This is a genomic window from Vibrio sp. V04_P4A5T148 (genome assembly GCF_963875605.1).
Classification (GTDB): Bacteria; Pseudomonadota; Gammaproteobacteria; order Enterobacterales; family Vibrionaceae; genus Vibrio; species Vibrio anguillarum.
Window position 1 is genome coordinate 39,696 of the sequence record NZ_CAWNMS010000017.1, and the last position, 18,878, is coordinate 58,573.

General features: G+C 45.2%; 18 protein-coding genes. 13 read left to right on the plus strand and 5 right to left on the minus strand.

All coding sequences use genetic code 11. The annotated features are described in order from the left end of the window. Window positions 1-74: 74 nt before the first annotated feature. From AACT18_RS01165 to dnaA, 5 genes are all read right to left on the minus strand, one after another. Window positions 75-347 (minus strand): GreA/GreB family elongation factor, encoded by a 273-nt coding sequence (locus tag AACT18_RS01165; protein WP_017046366.1) that lies wholly within the window; start codon window positions 345-347, stop codon window positions 75-77. Window positions 348-853: 506 nt separating this feature from the next. After that, window positions 854-3,271 (minus strand): DNA topoisomerase (ATP-hydrolyzing) subunit B, encoded by a 2,418-nt coding sequence (gyrB, locus tag AACT18_RS01170; protein ID WP_013855574.1) that lies wholly within the window; start codon window positions 3,269-3,271, stop codon window positions 854-856. A 19-nt stretch (window positions 3,272-3,290) separates the two neighbouring features. Next, a complete protein-coding gene (gene recF, locus AACT18_RS01175) occupies window positions 3,291-4,370 on the minus strand; it encodes a DNA replication/repair protein RecF (protein WP_013855575.1) in 1,080 nt (359 codons plus the stop codon). Window positions 4,371-4,379: 9 nt separating this feature from the next. After that, complete coding sequence (gene dnaN / locus AACT18_RS01180) at window positions 4,380-5,480, minus strand: DNA polymerase III subunit beta (RefSeq protein ID WP_094125652.1); 1,101 nt, start codon at window positions 5,478-5,480, stop codon at window positions 4,380-4,382. 73 nt (window positions 5,481-5,553) lie between these two features. Continuing rightward, entirely contained in the window at window positions 5,554-6,957 is a 1,404-nt protein-coding gene (dnaA, locus tag AACT18_RS01185; protein ID WP_010319947.1) for a chromosomal replication initiator protein DnaA, read from the minus strand. A gap of 309 nt (window positions 6,958-7,266) precedes the next feature. On the opposite strand from dnaA, the gene AACT18_RS01190 reads away from it, so the two are divergent. From AACT18_RS01190 to AACT18_RS01250, 13 genes are all read left to right on the plus strand, one after another. Continuing rightward, window positions 7,267-8,016 carry an amino acid ABC transporter substrate-binding protein gene (locus AACT18_RS01190; protein ID WP_026027668.1) on the plus strand — a complete coding sequence of 250 codons (750 nt, stop codon included), beginning with the start codon at window positions 7,267-7,269 and terminating at the stop codon, window positions 8,014-8,016. Window positions 8,017-8,090: 74 nt separating this feature from the next. Next, window positions 8,091-8,762, plus strand: a complete 672-nt coding sequence (locus tag AACT18_RS01195; RefSeq protein WP_010319949.1) for an amino acid ABC transporter permease — start codon at window positions 8,091-8,093, stop codon at window positions 8,760-8,762. Continuing rightward, window positions 8,759-9,508, plus strand: coding sequence for an amino acid ABC transporter ATP-binding protein (locus AACT18_RS01200; RefSeq protein ID WP_017047819.1), 750 nt, complete (start codon window positions 8,759-8,761; stop codon window positions 9,506-9,508). The genes AACT18_RS01195 and AACT18_RS01200 overlap by 4 nt, the downstream gene beginning before the upstream one ends. Before the next feature lie 197 nt (window positions 9,509-9,705). Then, the gene (rpmH, locus tag AACT18_RS01205; protein ID WP_010319951.1) at window positions 9,706-9,843 is read left to right on the plus strand and encodes a 50S ribosomal protein L34; all 138 of its coding nucleotides are present in this window, start codon (window positions 9,706-9,708) and stop codon (window positions 9,841-9,843) included. Between the two features lie 12 nt (window positions 9,844-9,855). Continuing rightward, window positions 9,856-10,212 (plus strand): ribonuclease P protein component, encoded by a 357-nt coding sequence (gene rnpA / locus AACT18_RS01210; RefSeq protein WP_026027667.1) that lies wholly within the window; start codon window positions 9,856-9,858, stop codon window positions 10,210-10,212. Continuing rightward, window positions 10,179-10,439, plus strand: coding sequence for a membrane protein insertion efficiency factor YidD (gene yidD, locus AACT18_RS01215; RefSeq protein ID WP_010319953.1), 261 nt, complete (start codon window positions 10,179-10,181; stop codon window positions 10,437-10,439). Before rnpA ends, yidD begins: the two co-directional genes overlap by 34 nt. 2 nt (window positions 10,440-10,441) lie before the next feature. After that, a complete protein-coding gene (yidC, locus tag AACT18_RS01220; RefSeq protein ID WP_017046370.1) occupies window positions 10,442-12,064 on the plus strand; it encodes a membrane protein insertase YidC in 1,623 nt (540 codons plus the stop codon). Window positions 12,065-12,176: 112 nt separating this feature from the next. Further along, window positions 12,177-13,538: a tRNA uridine-5-carboxymethylaminomethyl(34) synthesis GTPase MnmE gene (mnmE, locus tag AACT18_RS01225; RefSeq protein WP_029189865.1), complete on the plus strand. Its 1,362-nt coding sequence runs from the start codon at window positions 12,177-12,179 to the stop codon at window positions 13,536-13,538. A gap of 43 nt (window positions 13,539-13,581) precedes the next feature. Further along, the gene (gene mioC, locus AACT18_RS01230) at window positions 13,582-14,016 is read left to right on the plus strand and encodes an FMN-binding protein MioC (protein WP_094124619.1); all 435 of its coding nucleotides are present in this window, start codon (window positions 13,582-13,584) and stop codon (window positions 14,014-14,016) included. 482 nt (window positions 14,017-14,498) lie between these two features. After that, complete coding sequence (gene mnmG, locus AACT18_RS01235; RefSeq protein ID WP_094125307.1) at window positions 14,499-16,397, plus strand: tRNA uridine-5-carboxymethylaminomethyl(34) synthesis enzyme MnmG; 1,899 nt, start codon at window positions 14,499-14,501, stop codon at window positions 16,395-16,397. Continuing rightward, window positions 16,394-17,026 (plus strand): 16S rRNA (guanine(527)-N(7))-methyltransferase RsmG, encoded by a 633-nt coding sequence (gene rsmG, locus AACT18_RS01240; protein WP_094125306.1) that lies wholly within the window; start codon window positions 16,394-16,396, stop codon window positions 17,024-17,026. Before mnmG ends, rsmG begins: the two co-directional genes overlap by 4 nt. A 14-nt stretch (window positions 17,027-17,040) precedes the next feature. Then, window positions 17,041-17,814 (plus strand): ParA family protein, encoded by a 774-nt coding sequence (locus tag AACT18_RS01245; protein ID WP_013855586.1) that lies wholly within the window; start codon window positions 17,041-17,043, stop codon window positions 17,812-17,814. Window positions 17,815-17,838: 24 nt separating this feature from the next. Beyond that, window positions 17,839-18,720: a ParB/RepB/Spo0J family partition protein gene (locus tag AACT18_RS01250; RefSeq protein ID WP_017044113.1), complete on the plus strand. Its 882-nt coding sequence runs from the start codon at window positions 17,839-17,841 to the stop codon at window positions 18,718-18,720. Window positions 18,721-18,878: the final 158 nt, after the last annotated feature.

The window sequence follows — 18,878 nt, forward strand, 5'->3', positions numbered from 1 at the left end:
TTTCTTTTAGGCTAAGTTGCGCTTTTTTCATATCTTTCTTACTCATAGTAATCTCCTTATTTTAACGAAGAAATTTAATTTACACACGTTAGTGACTTTTCAGGAAGAATATTAACCACTTTATATTCTCGCTCTTTTCCTAAAATATATAATTTAAAACACTCTTGTTCACGTAATCCAAAAATAGAAGCGCCTAAATAAGAGTAAAGTGATACGAGACCATCATTAGGGTTGTTCCGCTCACCAAGCACTATAATAATTTGATAAGGTTGACACTTTTCTGTATCAACAAAGCTGACCCTATCTCCAACGTTGACTCGGCGCTCTGCCGTAGAATATCTGGCCAATGATTCTGCTTCTATTCTCTCGAAAAGAGTCAGTAAAATCAGTGGAGACTGATAGGTAACAAATAAGCTTGTTATTATTTTACTTTTAAAAAAAACAAGCCAACACTTAAATAAGTTGATATTTATTACTCCTTACAATAATTCCAAAAATAGATTAGATAATATCCGAAAGTTAGACCTTCGGATTTATTACTGTAAGATAAATAACAAACCCACATCTCCTAAAAAGTAATTAATGAATACTATATCGGCCAAAAAATATAATTCAAGCTTATAAAAACCTCTAAAAACATGGAATAAAATAAAATAGTAGATACTTTTTTTTATTGAGAGAAAATCCCAATAAAAAAACGTTTATGACCTTTTATCCTTGAAGACAACCTAAGATAAGTAGAAAGTGTTGATACTAAAAATGGTTGCTCCCACGTTGGGTGACTTTGTATTGACCATAAAAAAACACCGCTCTTGCGAAACGGTGTTTTTGGGATTTGCTTTATAGCAACGACTTAGACATCGAGGTTGGCAACTTTTAAGGCGTTCTCTTCGATGAATGCGCGACGCGGCTCAACTTGATCACCCATCAAGGTGGTAAACAGTTCATCAGCACCAACAGCATCTTCAATCGTGACTTGCAACATACGGCGAGATTCAGGATCCATCGTCGTTTCCCACAACTGATCTGGGTTCATTTCACCTAGACCTTTGTAGCGTTGTAGGCTTAGGCCACGACGAGACTCTTTAATTAACCAGTTCAACGCATCAACAAAGTTATCGACAGGTTGAATACGCTCGCCACGTTGAATGTAAGCCCCTTCTTCAACTAAGCCATAAAGTGCTTCAGAAAGGTCCGCCAGCTTGCTGTACTCTTTCGAATTGAGCAAATCAGCACTTAATAGATGTTGGTGCGTTACACCATGAGTGCGCACTACTATCTTAGGCTGATAAATACCAAGCTCTGCATTGTGCTCAGTTTCAATGCTGTATTGGCTTGCGCCAACTTCTTTCGCATTTAACTGCTCCACCAGCTGTTTGCCCCACGCTTCTACTACTGCAGAATCAGCGCATTGATCAACAATGATACGCGGCATATAGATGAATTCATGGATCAAGGCGTAAGGGTAGCGGCGGCTCATGCGCTCCACCAGCTTAATGGCGACATTGTATTGCTTAACCAAGGTTTCTAACGCTTCGCCTGCTAATGCTGGCGCTTGAGGGTTAACATGCAGTGAGGCACCATCCAATGCCAAAGCAACTTGGTATTGGTTCATCGCATCTTCATCTTTGATGTACTGCTCTTGCTTGCCTTTTTTCACTTTATACAAAGGCGGTTGAGCAATGTAGATGTAGCCACGCTCAATCAGCTCAGGCATTTGACGATAGAAGAAGGTCAACAGTAGCGTACGGATGTGCGAACCGTCGACGTCCGCATCGGTCATGATGATGATGTTGTGATAACGCAGTTTGTCTGGGTTATATTCATCACGGCCAATGCCACAGCCTAATGCGGTGATAAGCGTTGCGACTTCTTGCGAAGAAAGCATTTTGTCGAAACGTGCTTTTTCAACGTTAAGAATTTTACCTTTCAGTGGCAAAATCGCTTGGTTTTTACGGTTACGTCCCTGCTTGGCAGAACCGCCAGCAGAGTCCCCTTCCACTATGTACAGTTCAGATAGTGCAGGATCTTTTTCTTGGCAATCGGCGAGTTTACCCGGCAAACCAGCAAGATCTAACGCACCTTTACGACGTGTCATTTCACGCGCTTTACGCGCCGCTTCACGAGCACGAGCCGCATCAATGATTTTTGAACAGACCATTTTGGCTTCACTTGGGTTTTCAGCCAAAAACTCCGCCAATTTCTCACCCATTGCTGACTCAACCGCAGATTTAACCTCGGATGAAACCAATTTATCTTTAGTTTGGCTAGAGAACTTAGGATCCGGCACTTTCACTGAAACCACCGCGGTTAAGCCTTCACGGGCATCATCACCCGAGGTCGCCGCTTGCGCTTTTTTCGAGAAGCCTTCTTTATCCATGAAGGTGTTTAGGGTACGAGTTAACGCCCCACGGAAACCCGCTAAGTGGGCACCACCATCACGTTGAGGAATATTGTTGGTAAAGCAGTAAATGTTTTCTTGGAAACCATCGTTCCACTGCATCGCCACTTCCACGGTAATCCCATCGTCACGCTCAGAGCTGAAATGGAATACTTTTTCATGGATCGGCGTTTTATTGCGGTTTAAATGGCCAACAAACGCTTTAATACCACCTTCATATCTGAAGTGGTCTTTTTTGTCTTCTTCGCGTTCATCAAACAGTTTGATGGATACACCAGAGTTTAGGAAAGAGAGCTCACGCAGACGCTTAGCTAAAATATCGTAATGGAATTCAATGTTGGTAAAGGTTTCAGCACTTGGCCAAAAACGCAGGGTTGTCCCGGTTTTATCGGTTTCACCCACCACAGCCAACGGTGCTTGTGGCACACCGTGACAATAAGTTTGTGTGTGAATAGCGCCGTTACGATAGATAGTCAGTAGCACTTTTTCAGACAGCGCGTTGACGACGGACACACCGACACCATGCAGACCACCCGAAACCTTGTATGAGTTGTCATCAAATTTACCGCCCGCATGCAGAACCGTCATAATAACTTCCGCGGCAGAAACTTGTTCTTCTTCGTGAAGGTCGGTAGGAATACCACGGCCATCATCGCTAACTGAAACTGAATTGTCTTCGTGAATAGTCACTACGATGTCTTTACAGTGACCTGCCAACGCTTCATCAATTGAGTTATCCACCACCTCAAAAACCATGTGGTGCAGACCGGTGCCATCATCCGTGTCGCCGATGTACATTCCTGGACGTTTACGAACCGCGTCCAGACCCTTCAGTACCTTAATACTCGATGAATCGTAATTATTCGACATGAGTTACTCTCTCACTATTTTATCCGTGCTCTATTGTGCCATGTTCCACATGAAACATCTTGCTGTTTGACTCAATCATGTCTGCAACTTGGCCTTGCGTAATAGAACTTACAAAAACTTGTGCCCCCGTCGATTTTAAGCAATCCGCTAAACGCTTACGACGATGGCTATCTAATTCGGAAGCAAAGTCATCAATTAAATAGATGCATTGCTTACCTGTCAGCTCGGTTAAGTGTTGTCCTTGTGCGACGCGCAGTGCACACACCATTAATTTAAGCTGACCGCGTGATAGAACATCTTCAACCGGTGTTCCATTGACCTTTATTTTTAAATCCGCTTTATTCGGGCCACTGAATGTGTAGCCTAGCGATTGATCGCGTTCGAAGTTTTTCTCGAGGATTTGTTGATAGGGCGTCTCTTTTTCCCAACCACGATAATACTTCATTTGCACATCAAATTCTGGCAAAAAACTGCGACACAACGCCTCGGCAACACACTTCATTTGCGTCACATAATGTGTGCGCCATGCATCGATTTGTTCAGCCAAGCGCGCCATCTCCTGATCCCAATAACTGAGTTCACGATAATGGGTTGCCGTTTTTAACAACGCATTGCGCTGCTTATTGAGGCGCTTAAAACGCCCCCATGCATCATAAAAGGCAGGTTCACTATGAAATACCCCCCAATCAATAAATGCACGTCGTTGTTTTGGTCCATCGGTGAGCAGATCAAACCCTTCCGGATGAATCAATTGCAAAGGTAAAACTTGTGCCAGTTGCGCCAGTTTTTGTCCAGATTGACCGCCTATTTTAACCTCTGTTGAACCGTCACGCTGCTTATTAATGCCAATCGGTAGCTCAAATTGATCCGAGGTCAAAAAACGCCCATGCACAAACAGCTCCTGACACTCATTTTGTATGACGCGTCCGGTTAAGGCGCTTTTGAACGAGCGGCCATGACCCAGCAGGTAAATCGCTTCCAGTACACTGGTTTTGCCGCTGCCATTAGGGCCAATAAGAAAGTTAAAGCCTGATGATAATGGGATATCACAGGCTTTAATATTGCGAAATTGTTGGACGATTAAACGAGTCAGCGGCATTGCGCAAACTTAAAGTCGGATCGGCATGACGACATACATCGCGCTGTCGTCATCGCGATTTTCAATCAGCGCGCTGGCGTTGGCATCAGACATCGATACACGAACTTGTTCACAACGTAATGTATTCAGTACATCGAGCACATAGCTGACGTTAAAACCGATTTCGATGGCGTCGCCTTCAAAGGTGACATCCAACAACTCTTCCGCTTCTTCTTGCTCTGGGTTGTTGGCGGTAATGCGCATTTCATTATCCGCAAGATTAACCCGTACACCGCGAAACTTTTCATTTGAGAGAATCGCAGCACGAGAAAATGCCTGACGTAACTCATCACAACCCGTTTCTAAGGTTTTGGTGGTTTGCTGCGGCATAACGCGGCGATAATCAGGGAAACGGCCATCAACCAGCTTAGAAGTGAAGATGAAATTATTCACTTGGGCGCGCAAATTTGAGCTACCAATTTGCAGCACAACCGGCTGTTCTGGCGTATCAAGTAACTTGACCAGTTCCTGTACCCCTTTACGCGGCACGATGATCTGTTTGTTGGCAAAATCCGCGCTGAGTGCCGTTTGCGAAACCGCCATACGGTGTCCATCGGTTGCCACAGAGCGCAAGGTTGAACCGTCGATTTCAAATAGCATACCGTTCAGGTAATAACGCACATCTTGGTTAGCCATCGAAAACTGGGTTTTCTCAATTAAACTGCGCAGTTCTGCCTGAGTGAGCGACACCTCTACTTCACTTTGCCAATCTTCAATATTAGGAAAGTCACTGGCAGGTAAGGTTGCCAGAGAGAAACGGCTACGGCCAGAACGCATCTGAATGCGATCGCCTTCCAATACCACAGTGATCACGGCGCTATCGGGCAAGCCACGACAAATATCTAAAAATTTACGCGCAGGGACAGTGATGCTTCCTGCTTCGCACTCACCTTCAAGTGTCACGCGGCTAATCAGTTCGACTTCAAGATCGGTCGCCGTCATCGACAGCTCGTTCTCTTCCACTTTGAGCAACAAATTACCAAGAATTGGCAAAGTCGCACGTCCGCCTAATGTTCCAGATACTTGCTGAAGTGGCTTAATGAAGTGGCTACGTTCAATAGTAAATTTCATAGTTAGCTCTTACGATGTTATCGGGCGACCCCAAATGTGAGGGTTAAAATAGCTGATATAAGAAGGTTGTGCATCAAGAAGACAGGGTACGAATTAAATTCGAATAGTCTTCTTTGATGTCGTGGCTCTCTTCACGTAACTGCTGGATTTTACGGCAAGCGTGCAGCACAGTGGTATGATCTCGACCACCAAACGCATCACCAATTTCAGGCAAGCTGTGGTTAGTCAGCTCTTTAGCCAGTGCCATCGCCAACTGGCGTGGACGAGCAACCGAGCGAGAGCGGCGTTTAGAAAGCAAATCCGCCACTTTAATTTTGTAGTATTCCGCCACGGTCTTTTGAATATTATCAATGGTGACCAATTTTTCTTGCAAAGCTAATAAGTCACGCAGCGCTTCACGTACAAAATCGATGGTGATAGGGCGGCCAGTAAAGTTAGCGTTGGCGATAACACGGTTTAGTGCACCTTCCAATTCACGCACGTTGGAACGTAAGCGTTTGGCAATAAAAAAGGCAACTTCATCGGCGAGATGAATTTGGTGATCTTCTGCCTTCTTCATTAAGATCGCGACACGCGTTTCTAGCTCTGGTGGCTCAATCGCAACCGTCAAACCCCAACCAAAACGAGATTTCAGGCGATCTTCCACCCCATTGATCTCTTTCGGATAGCGGTCGGAAGTCAAAATGATTTGTTGGTTACCTTCAAGCAATGCGTTAAAGGTATGAAAGAACTCTTCTTGCGAACGCTCTTTATTGGCAAAGAATTGAATATCATCGATCAAGAGTGCATCGACACTGCGGTAATAGCGTTTGAACTCTTCAATCGCATTATTTTGCAGCGCTTTCACCATATCTTGCACGAAACGCTCTGAGTGCATGTAAATCACTTTCGCATTCGGGTTGTTATCAACAATCGCATTACCAACTGCGTGCAATAAGTGTGTTTTACCTAGCCCTGTACCACCGTATAAGAAGAGTGGGTTATAGGCCGCGCCGGGGTTATCGGAAACTTGACGCGCTGCAGCCAAACCAAGTTGGTTCGATTTACCTTCAACGAAGTTATTGAACTTATGTTTAGGGTTAACGTTTGATCTGTGATTAATGTCTGCCACAACCGTGTCGTTTTCCCACGTACGATGTACTGGTTTACGCGCTTGTAACTGTGCAGGAGCTGAAGATTCAGCCGCGACATCCGCTTGAGTACGAACGGGAGCAGCTTTAGGCGCGCTGACCCGGCGACTACCCACTTCAAAACGCAGGTTCGGGGTATCGTGGCCACAATGCTCTTGCAGTAGTCGGTTAATGCTGTTGATGTATTTATCGCGCACCCAATCAAGCACAAATCGGTTTGGGGCGAATAAAGTGAGAGTATTGTCATTGAGCTCCGCTTGTAACGGACGTACCCACATGCTGAATTCCGCTGCTGGTAACTCTTCTTGAAGCTGTTGCAAACATTGCAACCAAAGCGAAGATGACACGGTTGCCCTCACCCTAAGTAAATGATCGAAAAGACTGGCGATTTTACCTGTTGATAACCAAGATCGCCAGCGATTGATCCGTGATCCAGTGAATAAGATCGAAGTTATTCACACAATTTGCGCTTGATTTTTGTCGATCTTCACAATTAGCACCACTTTACCCACACGATGATCCACATATACAAGGATCCTCTATACTTATCCCCAATTGTGTCACTATGTTCGGTTATGGTTAATAACTACTGGTTATTTATTCTATTGAGTGCTTTACCAGTAACATCCCTCTCTATAAATATAAGGAGTTTCAAGATGAAAAACTGGGTTAAAGTCGCCATTACTGCAATTGCACTATCCGCTGCAAGCGTACACGCGGCAACGGAAATAAAAGTCGGCATGTCAGGGCGCTATTTTCCATTCACTTTTGTCAAACAAGACAAGCTGCAAGGCTTTGAAGTGGATGTTTGGGATGAGATAGGTAAACGCAATGATTACGATGTAAAATATGTTACTGCTAATTTCTCCGGTCTCTTTGGCCTACTTGAAACTGGCCGAATTGATACCATTTCAAACCAAATCACCGTCACAGAAGCACGTAAAGCGAAATACTTATTTGCTGACCCGTATGTCATCGACGGTGCACAAATTACCGTTCGCAAAGGTAATGACAGCATTAAAGGGATTGACGATCTTGCCGGCAAAACGGTCGCGGTCAATTTAGGTTCAAACTTCGAGCAGCTACTGCGCAGCTTTGACAAAGACAATAAAATCATCATCAAAACTTACGATACTGGCATTGAACATGACGTTGCTCTTGGCCGTGCCGATGCGTTTGTGATGGATCGCCTTTCGGCTCTGGAATTGATTAAAACAACGGGCTTACCGTTACAATTGGCTGGTCACCCTTTTGAAACCATTGAAAACGCTTGGCCGTTTGTTAACAACGAGCAAGGCCAAAAACTGCAAGCTGAAGTGAATCAAGCGTTAGCCTCGATGCGCGCTGATGGCACACTGAGTGCGATTTCTGAAAAATGGTTTGCTGCCGATATCACCAATAAGTAAATTCCCCTATTATCAAAAGATAGGATTGAGGTGGAACCACACATTCCACCTTTTTGTTTTAAAAAGGTAAGCCGATGGGATTTGATTTTCACTATATGCTTGAGCTGATGCCAATACTGCTCAGGTATTTAGGCACCACCATGGAGATGGCGACTTGGGGCTTAGTGTTTGCTTTGATCCTGTCGGTCATTTTAGCCAATATTCGTGTGTTCAAAGTGCCCATTTTGGATCCGCTAAGCCAGCTGTACATCAGCTTTTTCCGCGGTACTCCCCTGCTGGTACAACTCTTTCTACTCTACTATGGTCTGCCGCAAGTGTTACCGTGGATGGTCGGTTTAAATGCATTTAGCGCCGCGGTGATCGGGCTAACTCTTCACTTCGCCGCTTATATGGCAGAAAGTATTCGCGCCGCCATTTTGGGTATTGATCGCAGCCAAATGGAAGCGAGTTTGTCTGTGGGTATGACCACAAGCCAAGCAATGCGCCGCATTATTTTGCCGCAAGCTACGCGTATCGCGTTGCCATCATTAATGAATTACTTCATTGATATGATCAAATCGACCTCATTAGCTTTTACATTAGGAGTCGCTGAGATCATGGCCAGAGCGCAGATGGAAGCTTCGTCAAGCTTTCGCTTCTTTGAAGCTTTCCTCGCCGTTGCATTAATTTACTGGGCCGTAGTGGTGGTACTGACTCGGGTACAAATTTGGGCTGAAGAGAGACTCAATAAGGCGTATGTACGATGATTAAACTCGATAATATTCATAAGCGCTTTGGCGATACTGAAGTGCTCAAAGGAATCAGCTTAGCAATAGAAAAAGGTGAAATCATCGTCATTATTGGTTCAAGCGGTACAGGTAAATCGACCTTACTGCGCTGCGTCAACTTCCTAGAACGCGCAGACCAAGGCTCCATTACTATTGATGATGTCACCGTCGACACCCAGCAACAGACCAAAGCAGATGTATTAGCACTGCGCAGAAAAACAGGCTTTGTTTTTCAAAACTACGCGCTGTTTGCTCATATGACGGCGAGGCAAAATGTCGCCGAAGGGCTCATTACGGTGCACGGTTGGAAAAAAGATCTCGCCCTGACCCGTGCGCAGCAGATTTTGGATGACATCGGTCTTGGGGATAAAGGAGATAGTTATCCCGCAGCGCTTTCTGGTGGCCAGCAGCAGCGCGTTGGGATCGGTCGTGCGATGGCGCTACAACCAGAATTGCTGCTATTTGATGAACCTACGTCAGCACTCGATCCTGAATGGGTTGGCGAAGTGCTTGCTTTAATGAAGAAATTAGCCACTCATCACCAAACAATGCTGGTGGTTACCCATGAGATGCAGTTTGCAAAGGAGGTAGCCGATCGCGTGATCTTCATGGCCGATGGGCAAATTGTAGAGCAAGGCTCTCCACAGGATATCTTTGGTAATCCACAGGATCCTAAGCTCAAGAAATTTTTAAATCAGGTGGGGATCGACGAAGGATCCTTGTGATTTAAAGGAGACTGCGTATAATCCCCCGACCGGAATTTTAGTGAACCCAATCGTTGACACTTATTGTGACAGTGATTACAATTCCGCCTCTTTGTTGAGAGGCGTCGGATTCCTTTCTTTCTATTTAAAGAAGCGAAAATATGCCCACGCCGGGTTTATTTGAACCTAAAAACTACTGATCAGTAAGGTAATTACACATGTCTAAACGCACTTTTCAACCTACCGTTCTAAAGCGCAAGCGTACTCACGGTTTCCGTGCACGCATGGCAACTAAGAATGGCCGTAAGGTTATTAATGCACGTCGTGCTAAAGGCCGCGCGCGCCTGTCAAAATAATTCGCGATTATTTTGAATACGTACGCGTTCAATCGGGAGTTACGTTTGTTAACTCCCGAACATTATAAAAAAGTCTTCCAGCAAGCGCACAGCGCAGGCTCCCCCCATTTCACTATCATTGCTCGCGAAAACGCTCTTACCCACCCAAGGTTAGGGTTGGCCGTCCCCAAAAAACAGATCAAAACAGCTGTTGGCCGTAATCGCTTCAAACGCCTCGCTCGCGAAAGCTTCCGTAATAAACAGCATCAACTTCCTAACAAAGATTTTGTTGTGATTGCGAAAAAGAGCGCGCAAGATTTAAGCAATGAAGAAATGTTCAAACTATTTGAAAAATTATGGCATCGCCTGTCTCGCCCTTCGCGTGGTTAGCAATCGGATTCGTCCGCCTTTACCAAGGAATCATCAGTCCTCTGCTTGGACCACGCTGTCGTTTTACTCCAACCTGTTCAAACTATGCGATAGAAGCGTTGAAAGCTCACGGTTTTGTAAAAGGGTGTTGGTTATCAGGCAAACGTCTATTAAAATGCCACCCTTTGAACGAAGGGGGTTTTGACCCCGTTCCGCCACCAGTCCAAAAACAAGACAGAGATAATTAACGATGGATTCTCAACGTAATATCCTGTTAATCGCCTTGGCACTCGTTTCTTTTTTACTTTTCCAGCAATGGCAAGTAGCAAAGAACCCAGCACCTCAAGCGGTTGAGCAGGCACAAAATAGCAGCACTTTAACTGCACCATCTATGGCTGATGAGTTAGACCCAGCACCAGCAGTAACCAATGCGTCTGCAAAAACCATCACCGTCAAGACTGATGTACTGACTCTGTCAATTGACACGGTAGGTGGTGATGTAGTGAAGGCCGAGCTGAATAAGTACGATGCTGAACTCAATTCAGAAGACCCATTTGTGCTACTTAAAGACATTCCTGGTCACCAGTTTATCGCGCAAAGTGGTTTAGTGGGACCGCAAGGGATCGATTTAAGCAGCAACAATCGTCCAAACTATACTGTTAGCGCCGACACCTTTGCTCTAGCGGATGGTCAAGACGAACTGCGCATTCCCATGACTTATCAAGCCAATGGCCTTGAATACACCAAAACCTTCATCCTTAAACGTGGCAGCTACGCCTTGGATGTTGAATTTGATGTAGTCAACCAATCTGGTAATAACGCGACACTGGGTATGTACGCACACCTACGCCAAAATTTATTGGACGCTGGTGGCAGCTTGGCTATGCCAACTTACCGTGGCGGTGCTTACTCAACACAAGATACACGTTATAAGAAATACAGTTTCGATGATATGCAAGATCGTAACTTGTCACTGCCTTTAGTTAACGGTGAAGGTTGGGCGGCGATGATCCAACACTACTTTGCCAGCGCGTGGATCCCACGTGATGCAGCAGGGTCAAACTTATACACTCGCGTGATTGGCAACTTAGGTGATATTGGTGTTCGCATGCCAAATAAAACCATCGCCAACGGTGAAAAAGCAACATTCTTAGCCACACTTTGGGTCGGTCCAAAACTGCAAGATGAGATGGCTGCTGTTGCGCCAAATCTTGATCTAGTTGTCGACTACGGCTGGTTATGGTTTATTGCAAAACCACTGCACATGTTGCTTTCATTCATTCAAAGCTTCGTTAGCAACTGGGGTGTAGCAATCATCTGCTTAACCTTCATTGTTCGTGGTGCTATGTACCCACTGACCAAAGCACAATACACCTCTATGGCAAAAATGCGCATGCTGCAACCTAAGCTGCAAGCAATGCGTGAGCGCATCGGCGATGACCGCCAACGCATGAGCCAAGAAATGATGGAGCTGTATAAGAAAGAGAAAGTAAACCCACTCGGTGGTTGTTTACCTATCTTCCTGCAAATGCCTATCTTCATTGCGCTTTACTGGTCATTAATGGAATCGGTTGAACTGCGTCATTCACCTTTCTTTGGTTGGATTCATGACCTTTCAGCACAAGACCCATACTACATCTTGCCACTGCTGATGGGTGTGAGTATGTTTATGATCCAGAAAATGAGCCCGACGACAGTCACTGACCCGATGCAACAGAAGATCATGACCTTTATGCCGGTTATGTTTACATTCTTCTTCTTGTTCTTCCCATCAGGTTTAGTGATTTACTGGTTGGTATCGAACATCGTTACCTTGATCCAGCAAACCTTGATTTACAAAGCGCTGGAGAAAAAAGGCTTACACTCTAAGTAGCCACTTCAGCAAGAAGTCACACTGACAAGTGAAACAAAGGCGACCAAAAGGTCGCCTTTTTGTTTTTGGCTGATTACAATTGCGCTCATACACCCCTATGTTAGGTACCCTTATGTCTACAGACACCATTGTTGCTCAAGCAACCGCTCCAGGCCGAGGTGGCGTGGGGATTATTCGCGTCTCAGGCCCGAAAGCCGCTCAAGTCGCGCTTGAAGTAACCGGGAAAACGCTAAAACCCCGTTATGCGGAATACTTGCCTTTTAAGCATCAAGATGGCACCGAACTTGACCAAGGCATCGCGATCTATTTTCCTAACCCTCACTCCTTTACCGGCGAAGATGTGCTCGAACTACAAGGACACGGCGGCCCGGTCGTCATGGATATGCTGATCAAACGCATTTTGGCTATCAGTGGCTTGCGCGCAGCGCGCCCGGGTGAATTTTCTGAGCGTGCGTTTTTAAACGACAAAATGGATTTAACCCAAGCGGAAGCGATTGCCGATTTGATTGATGCCAGCTCTGAAGAAGCGGCCAAATCCGCCCTGCATTCATTGCAAGGTCAATTTTCCAAACGCATTCACACCTTGGTCGATTCCCTAATCCACCTGCGAATTTACGTTGAAGCAGCGATTGATTTTCCTGAAGAGGAGATCGATTTTCTTGCCGATGGTAAAGTTGCCGCAGATCTGCAAAATATCATCGACAACTTAGACGCCGTGCGCAAAGAGGCCAATCAAGGGGCCATTTTACGCGAAGGGATGAAAGTGGTGATAGCAGGGCGTCCTAACGCGGGCAAATCGAGTCTATTGAATGCGCTTTCAGGCAAAGATTCAGCCATCGTTACAGACATCGCAGGAACCACACGTGACGTGCTGCGAGAGCACATCCACATCGATGGCATGCCACTGCATATCATCGATACCGCTGGCTTACGTGATGCCAATGACGAAGTCGAAAGAATAGGTATTGAGCGTGCTTGGGATGAAATAGCAAAAGCAGATCGTGTGCTCTTTATGGTTGACGGCACCACCACCGATGCCACCGATCCGAAAGAAATCTGGCCAGATTTTGTCGATCGATTGCCTGAAAACATCGGCATGACGGTGATCCGCAACAAAGTCGATCAAACCAAAGAATCGCTCGGTATCTGTCATGTTAATTCTCCAACCTTAATCCGCCTGTCGGCAAAAACTGGAGAGGGCGTTGATGCTCTGCGTACTCATCTCAAAGAGTGCATGGGCTTTGCTGGGGGCAATGAAGGCGGCTTTATGGCCAGACGACGCCATTTGGACGCGCTAGAGCGCGCCGCACAGCACCTCATGATTGGTCAGCAGCAGCTCGAAGGCTACATGGCTGGTGAAATCTTAGCGGAAGAACTGCGTTTATCGCAGCAACATCTAAACGAGATAACGGGCGAATTTAGCTCCGATGACTTGTTAGGGCGCATCTTTTCGTCGTTCTGTATTGGCAAATGATCGCAGTGAGAAGCTTGATCACTCTTAATTATAGGAATATCTCATGATCCATATCATCACTGGCAGCACCTTAGGAGGCGCTGAATATGTCGCCGATCATCTCAACGATCTACTGCAAGAGCAAGGTTATACTACGACTATCCACAACCAACCCAACTTAAGTGATATACCCTCACAAGGGACTTGGCTCATTGTCACCTCCACGCATGGAGCGGGTGACTACCCAGACAATATCCAACCTTTTATCGCTTCTTTGCAATCAACACCACCGAACACGAGCGAGTTAAAATATGCCGTGGTAGCACTTGGCGATTCAAGCTATGACACGTTTTGCGCAGCAGGTAAGCATGCATATCAACTGCTTGAGGATATAGGTGCAACGCCAATTAGCGACTGTTTCACCATAGATATATTAGAATATTCCGTTCCTGAAGATGCCGCTGAAGTATGGCTCAAACAGCGCATCGAACAATTCTAGCGAATAGCATAAAGTCACCAAGCGGCCTGTGAGCCGCTTTTTTTTGTACCCTTAAGCTCTGTGTATAACTGTCTCAATACTCGCCATAGAAAAGTTAAGTCCATTTTAAATATTTTAATGTGTATAACTATGCTGTTATTCGGTGATTAACCTATAGTTATCCAATTAATAACTTATTCATTTTACGACCCTGTGTATAACTAGCCTTTTTGATCCCAGCTAATACACGATTAGATCATGTCAGGATCACAGCTTGTGATCCTCTTAAAAACCATGATCTTGTTGATCATTTATCGGTTATCCACAGATATGCTCGATCCTAATAATAGATCTAATAAAAGATCTCTATATAGATCTTATATATTATTAACTTACCAAGCTCAGATTAAAAAAGCAGAAAAGCGATTTTCTAGCCAGTGGAAAGCAGGTAGAATACGCCTCTTTTGTCAGTCCATGCTTCATTGAATACCTGAGGTCGGTTCATGCTTTATCACGAAAAATTTGACGTCATTGTGGTCGGTGGTGGCCATGCTGGAACGGAAGCCGCTCTCGCTGCAGCTCGTACTGGTCAAAGTACGCTATTGCTTACCCATAACATTGAGACTCTAGGACAGATGTCGTGCAATCCTGCGATCGGCGGAATTGGTAAAGGACATCTGGTTAAAGAAGTCGATGCCATGGGCGGTCTAATGGCACAAGCGATTGATCATGCAGGTATTCAATTTAGAACACTCAATGCCTCAAAAGGGCCAGCGGTTCGAGCGACTCGAGCCCAAGCAGATCGTGCGCTTTACAAATCGTATGTGCGTGATGTGCTTGAAAACACGCCAAACTTAACTTTGTTCCAACAAGCGGTCGATGATCTTATCGTTGAAAATGATCGTGTAGTGGGCGTTGTGACTCAAATGGGCCTCAAATTCCACGCCAAAGCGGTGGTATTGACGGTAGGCACCTTCCTTGGTGGAAAGATCCACATTGGTCTTGAAAACTTCTCAGGAGGCCGCGCAGGAGATCCTCCATCGATCGCATTAGCGCAACGTTTACGTGAACTGCCGTTTCGAGTCGATCGTTTAAAAACGGGTACGCCACCAAGGATCGATGCCCGTAGCGTGGACTTCTCAGTGTTAGAAACACAACACGGTGATAACCCAACGCCTGTTTTTTCCTTCATGGGACAACGTGAACAGCATCCACGTCAAATACCATGCTACATCACGCATACCAACGATAAAACGCATGATGTGATCCGTGCCAATCTTGATCGTAGTCCGATGTACGCAGGTGTCATCGAAGGTATCGGCCCACGCTACTGCCCATCGATCGAAGACAAAGTCATGCGTTTTGCTGACAAAAATAGCCATCAAATTTTTATCGAGCCTGAAGGTTTGACCACGACAGAACTCTACCCTAACGGTATTTCCACCAGCTTACCGTTTGATGTACAAGTGCAGATCGTTCGCTCAATGAAAGGGTTTGAAAACGCACATATTGTTCGTCCGGGTTACGCCATTGAGTACGATTTTTTCAATCCACAAGATTTAAAACAAACCTACGAAACCAAATTCATCAGTGGTTTGTTCTTTGCTGGTCAAATCAACGGCACCACCGGATACGAAGAAGCGGCAGCGCAAGGGTTAATGGCTGGTTTGAATGCAAGCTTATTTAGCCAAGAAAAAGAAGGCTGGAGTCCACGCCGTGATCAAGCTTACATGGGCGTGTTGATCGATGATCTTTCCACTATGGGTACCAAAGAACCTTATCGCATGTTTACCTCTCGCGCTGAATATCGCTTACTGCTACGCGAAGATAACGCCGATTTGCGTTTAACCGAAAAAGCCAGAGAGTTAGGTTTAGTCGATGATGCGCGCTGGGCGCGTTTTAATCAAAAAATGGAAAACATGGAAATCGAGCGTCAACGTTTGAAACAAACGTGGATGAACCCGAACTCCGTCGGTGTTGATGCACTGAATGCGTTGCTCAAAACACCCATGTCTCGTGAAGCAAGTGGTGAAGATCTACTACGTCGACCTGAAATCACCTATCAACAGCTCACGTCGCTTGAGTCATTTGCACCAGCATTGACCGATAGTGAAGCGGCTGAGCAAGTTGAAATTCAAATCAAATACGATGGTTATATTCAGCGTCAGCAAGATGAGATCGACAAATCATTGCGCCATGAGCACACTAAATTGCCGCTGGATCTTGACTATAAACAGGTCAAAGGCTTGTCCAACGAAGTGATCCTTAAGCTTAACAATGCCAAGCCTGAAACAGTTGGTATTGCCTCTCGTATTTCTGGTATTACACCAGCTGCTATTTCTATCTTATTGGTTTATTTGAAAAAGCAAGGTGTACTGAAGAAAGGGGAAGACGCCGCATGAGCGAGTTAAGAACGCGTCTCGATGATTTAATTGGTCAAACCGATCTCGAGGTCAATGAGCAGCAACGTAGCCAATTAGTCGGTTACGTGGAACTGCTGAATAAATGGAACAAAGCCTACAATCTCACCTCTGTGCGCGATCCTATGGATATGTTGGTGAAACATATTTTAGATAGTATAGTGGTAAGTCCTCACTTACAGGGTGAGCGTTTTATCGACGTTGGTACTGGGCCTGGTTTACCTGGTATACCTCTCGCTATTATGAATCCTGATAAAACCTTTTACTTACTCGATAGTTTAGGTAAGCGCATTCGTTTTATTAAACAAGTTCTGCATGAGCTTGGTATTAAAAATGTGACCACGATTCAAAGTCGAGTCGAAGAGTTTCAGCCGGAAGTAAAATTTGATGGCGTACTGAGCCGTGCGTTTGCTTCAATGCTCGATATGGTGGAATGGTGTCACCATTTACTAAAAGAAACATCGGGCCGATTTTTAGCCCTGAAAGGACAACGGCCAGATGAGGAAATAGCCACACTACCTGAGTGGTGTTCTGTGACTGATGTCAAAGCTTTGAAAGTTCCTGAGTTGGAAGGTGACCGTCATCTTGTAATCTTATCTCGCAAGGGATAACAGCGAGGCATACCGTGGGCAAAATCGTAGCAATCGCCAACCAGAAAGGTGGCGTAGGAAAAACAACAACGTGCATTAACTTAGCGGCCTCTATGGCGGCGACTAAGCGTAAAGTTTTAGTGATCGATCTCGACCCACAAGGCAATGCAACGATGGCCAGTGGTGTTGATAAGTATCAAGTAGATGCAACCGCGTACGAATTGTTGGTCGAAGACACCCCTTTTGATGAAGTCGTGTGTCGCAAAACAACGGGACACTACGATTTGATTGCGGCGAACGGAGACGTGACAGCCGCTGAAATCAAATTAATGGAAGTCTTTGCTCGCGAAGTGCGTTTGAAAAATGCCCTCGCGCCAGTTCGTGATAACTATGATTTCATCTTTATTGATTGTCCTCCTTCTTTAAATCTTCTTACAATCAACGCCATGGCCGCAGCGGATTCTGTGTTAGTGCCAATGCAATGTGAGTATTTTGCATTAGAAGGTTTAACGGCGTTAATGGATACCATCAGCAAGTTAGCCGCGGTAGTCAACGAAAACCTGAAAATCGAAGGGTTACTTCGAACGATGTACGATCCGCGTAATCGCCTAGCCAATGAAGTATCCGATCAACTGAAAAAGCACTTTGGAAACAAAGTCTATCGCACCGTTATTCCTCGTAATGTCCGTCTTGCTGAAGCGCCAAGTTATGGCAAGCCAGCAATGTACTACGACAAGTATTCAGCTGGGGCAAAAGCGTATCTCGCCTTAGCTGGCGAAATGCTTCGTCGAGAAGAAATACCCGCATAATCTCAACTAAAGGAATTCGTCTACATGACTAAACGTGGTTTAGGAAAAGGATTGGATGCATTGCTCGCAACCAGTTCTCTTGCTCGTGAAAAGGAGCAAGCCGCCTCACATAGCCAAGCACTCTCTTCTGATGGCGAATTAATGGATATTGCGGTATCAAATTTGAAACCTGGCATGTATCAACCACGTAAAGATATGTCGGCAGAAGCGTTGGAAGAGCTATCTGCGTCTATCCAATCGCAAGGTATTATCCAGCCGATCGTGGTAAGACGTTTAGAGCTTGGCGGCTATGAAATTATTGCAGGTGAACGCCGTTGGCGCGCTGCAAAACAAGCAGGTTTAAAGCAAGTGCCCTGTTTGATAAAAAATGTCCAAGATCGCGCTGCGATTGCGATGGCACTGATAGAAAATATTCAACGCGAAGATTTGAATGCGATTGAAGAAGCACAAGCTTTAGAGCGGTTGCAAGACGAATTTAAGCTCACTCACCAACAGGTGGCTGATGTGATTGGTAAATCACGCACTACCGTGAGTAACTTATTACGCTTAAATCAATTGGCGGATGGCGTGAAGCGTTTAGTGGAAACCAAGCAGCTTGAAATGGGCCATGCACGAGCATTATTGATGCTCGAAGGCGATCAACAAATTGAAATTGCACAACGTGTGGCCGCAAAACAGCTGACCGTGAGACAAACTGAGCAATTAGTGAAAAAGTGTCTAACACAGCCTTCTGAGGACGGATCGGCATCGGAAGACTTAGATGCACAACAAATGTCACAAAGATTGAGTGAAATGTTAGGGGCTAAAGTGTCGATCATTCGTTCAAAAGGTGGCAAAGCCAAAATGACGATTAGTCTTGATGAGCCTCACAAATTAGAGCAACTAATTGCCAAGCTAGAAAGCTAAATGAGATAATTGATTTAAGTCAATTATGCAAAAAACGTTTTTTTATTTGAAAGTTGTCGGTTTGTAAACAAAATTGTAACTTTTTGCTGTCTTTCAATTGCAATCAGTTCGACTCACCGTATAATTTTCGCCAATTTCCCAGCCCTATGTTGTAGATG

Bases quoted from the DNA above. Each gene is read 5' to 3' on its own strand.
- AACT18_RS01195 (WP_010319949.1), top strand. From the start codon at position 8,091: ATGGGATTTGATTTTCACTATATGCTTGAGCTGATGCCAATACTGCTC.
- yidD (WP_010319953.1), top strand. From the start codon at position 10,179: ATGGCATCGCCTGTCTCGCCCTTCGCGTGGTTAGCAATCGGATTCGTC.
- rsmG (WP_094125306.1), top strand. From the start codon at position 16,394: ATGAGCGAGTTAAGAACGCGTCTCGATGATTTAATTGGTCAAACCGAT.
- dnaN (WP_094125652.1), bottom strand. From the start codon at position 5,480: ATGAAATTTACTATTGAACGTAGCCACTTCATTAAGCCACTTCAGCAA.
- recF (WP_013855575.1), bottom strand. From the start codon at position 4,370: ATGCCGCTGACTCGTTTAATCGTCCAACAATTTCGCAATATTAAAGCC.
- mioC (WP_094124619.1), top strand. From the start codon at position 13,582: ATGATCCATATCATCACTGGCAGCACCTTAGGAGGCGCTGAATATGTC.
- gyrB (WP_013855574.1), bottom strand. From the start codon at position 3,271: ATGTCGAATAATTACGATTCATCGAGTATTAAGGTACTGAAGGGTCTG.
- AACT18_RS01250 (WP_017044113.1), top strand. From the start codon at position 17,839: ATGACTAAACGTGGTTTAGGAAAAGGATTGGATGCATTGCTCGCAACC.
- AACT18_RS01200 (WP_017047819.1), top strand. From the start codon at position 8,759: ATGATTAAACTCGATAATATTCATAAGCGCTTTGGCGATACTGAAGTG.
- mnmG (WP_094125307.1), top strand. From the start codon at position 14,499: ATGCTTTATCACGAAAAATTTGACGTCATTGTGGTCGGTGGTGGCCAT.
- AACT18_RS01190 (WP_026027668.1), top strand. From the start codon at position 7,267: ATGAAAAACTGGGTTAAAGTCGCCATTACTGCAATTGCACTATCCGCT.
- mnmE (WP_029189865.1), top strand. From the start codon at position 12,177: ATGTCTACAGACACCATTGTTGCTCAAGCAACCGCTCCAGGCCGAGGT.
- rpmH (WP_010319951.1), top strand. From the start codon at position 9,706: ATGTCTAAACGCACTTTTCAACCTACCGTTCTAAAGCGCAAGCGTACT.
- yidC (WP_017046370.1), top strand. From the start codon at position 10,442: ATGGATTCTCAACGTAATATCCTGTTAATCGCCTTGGCACTCGTTTCT.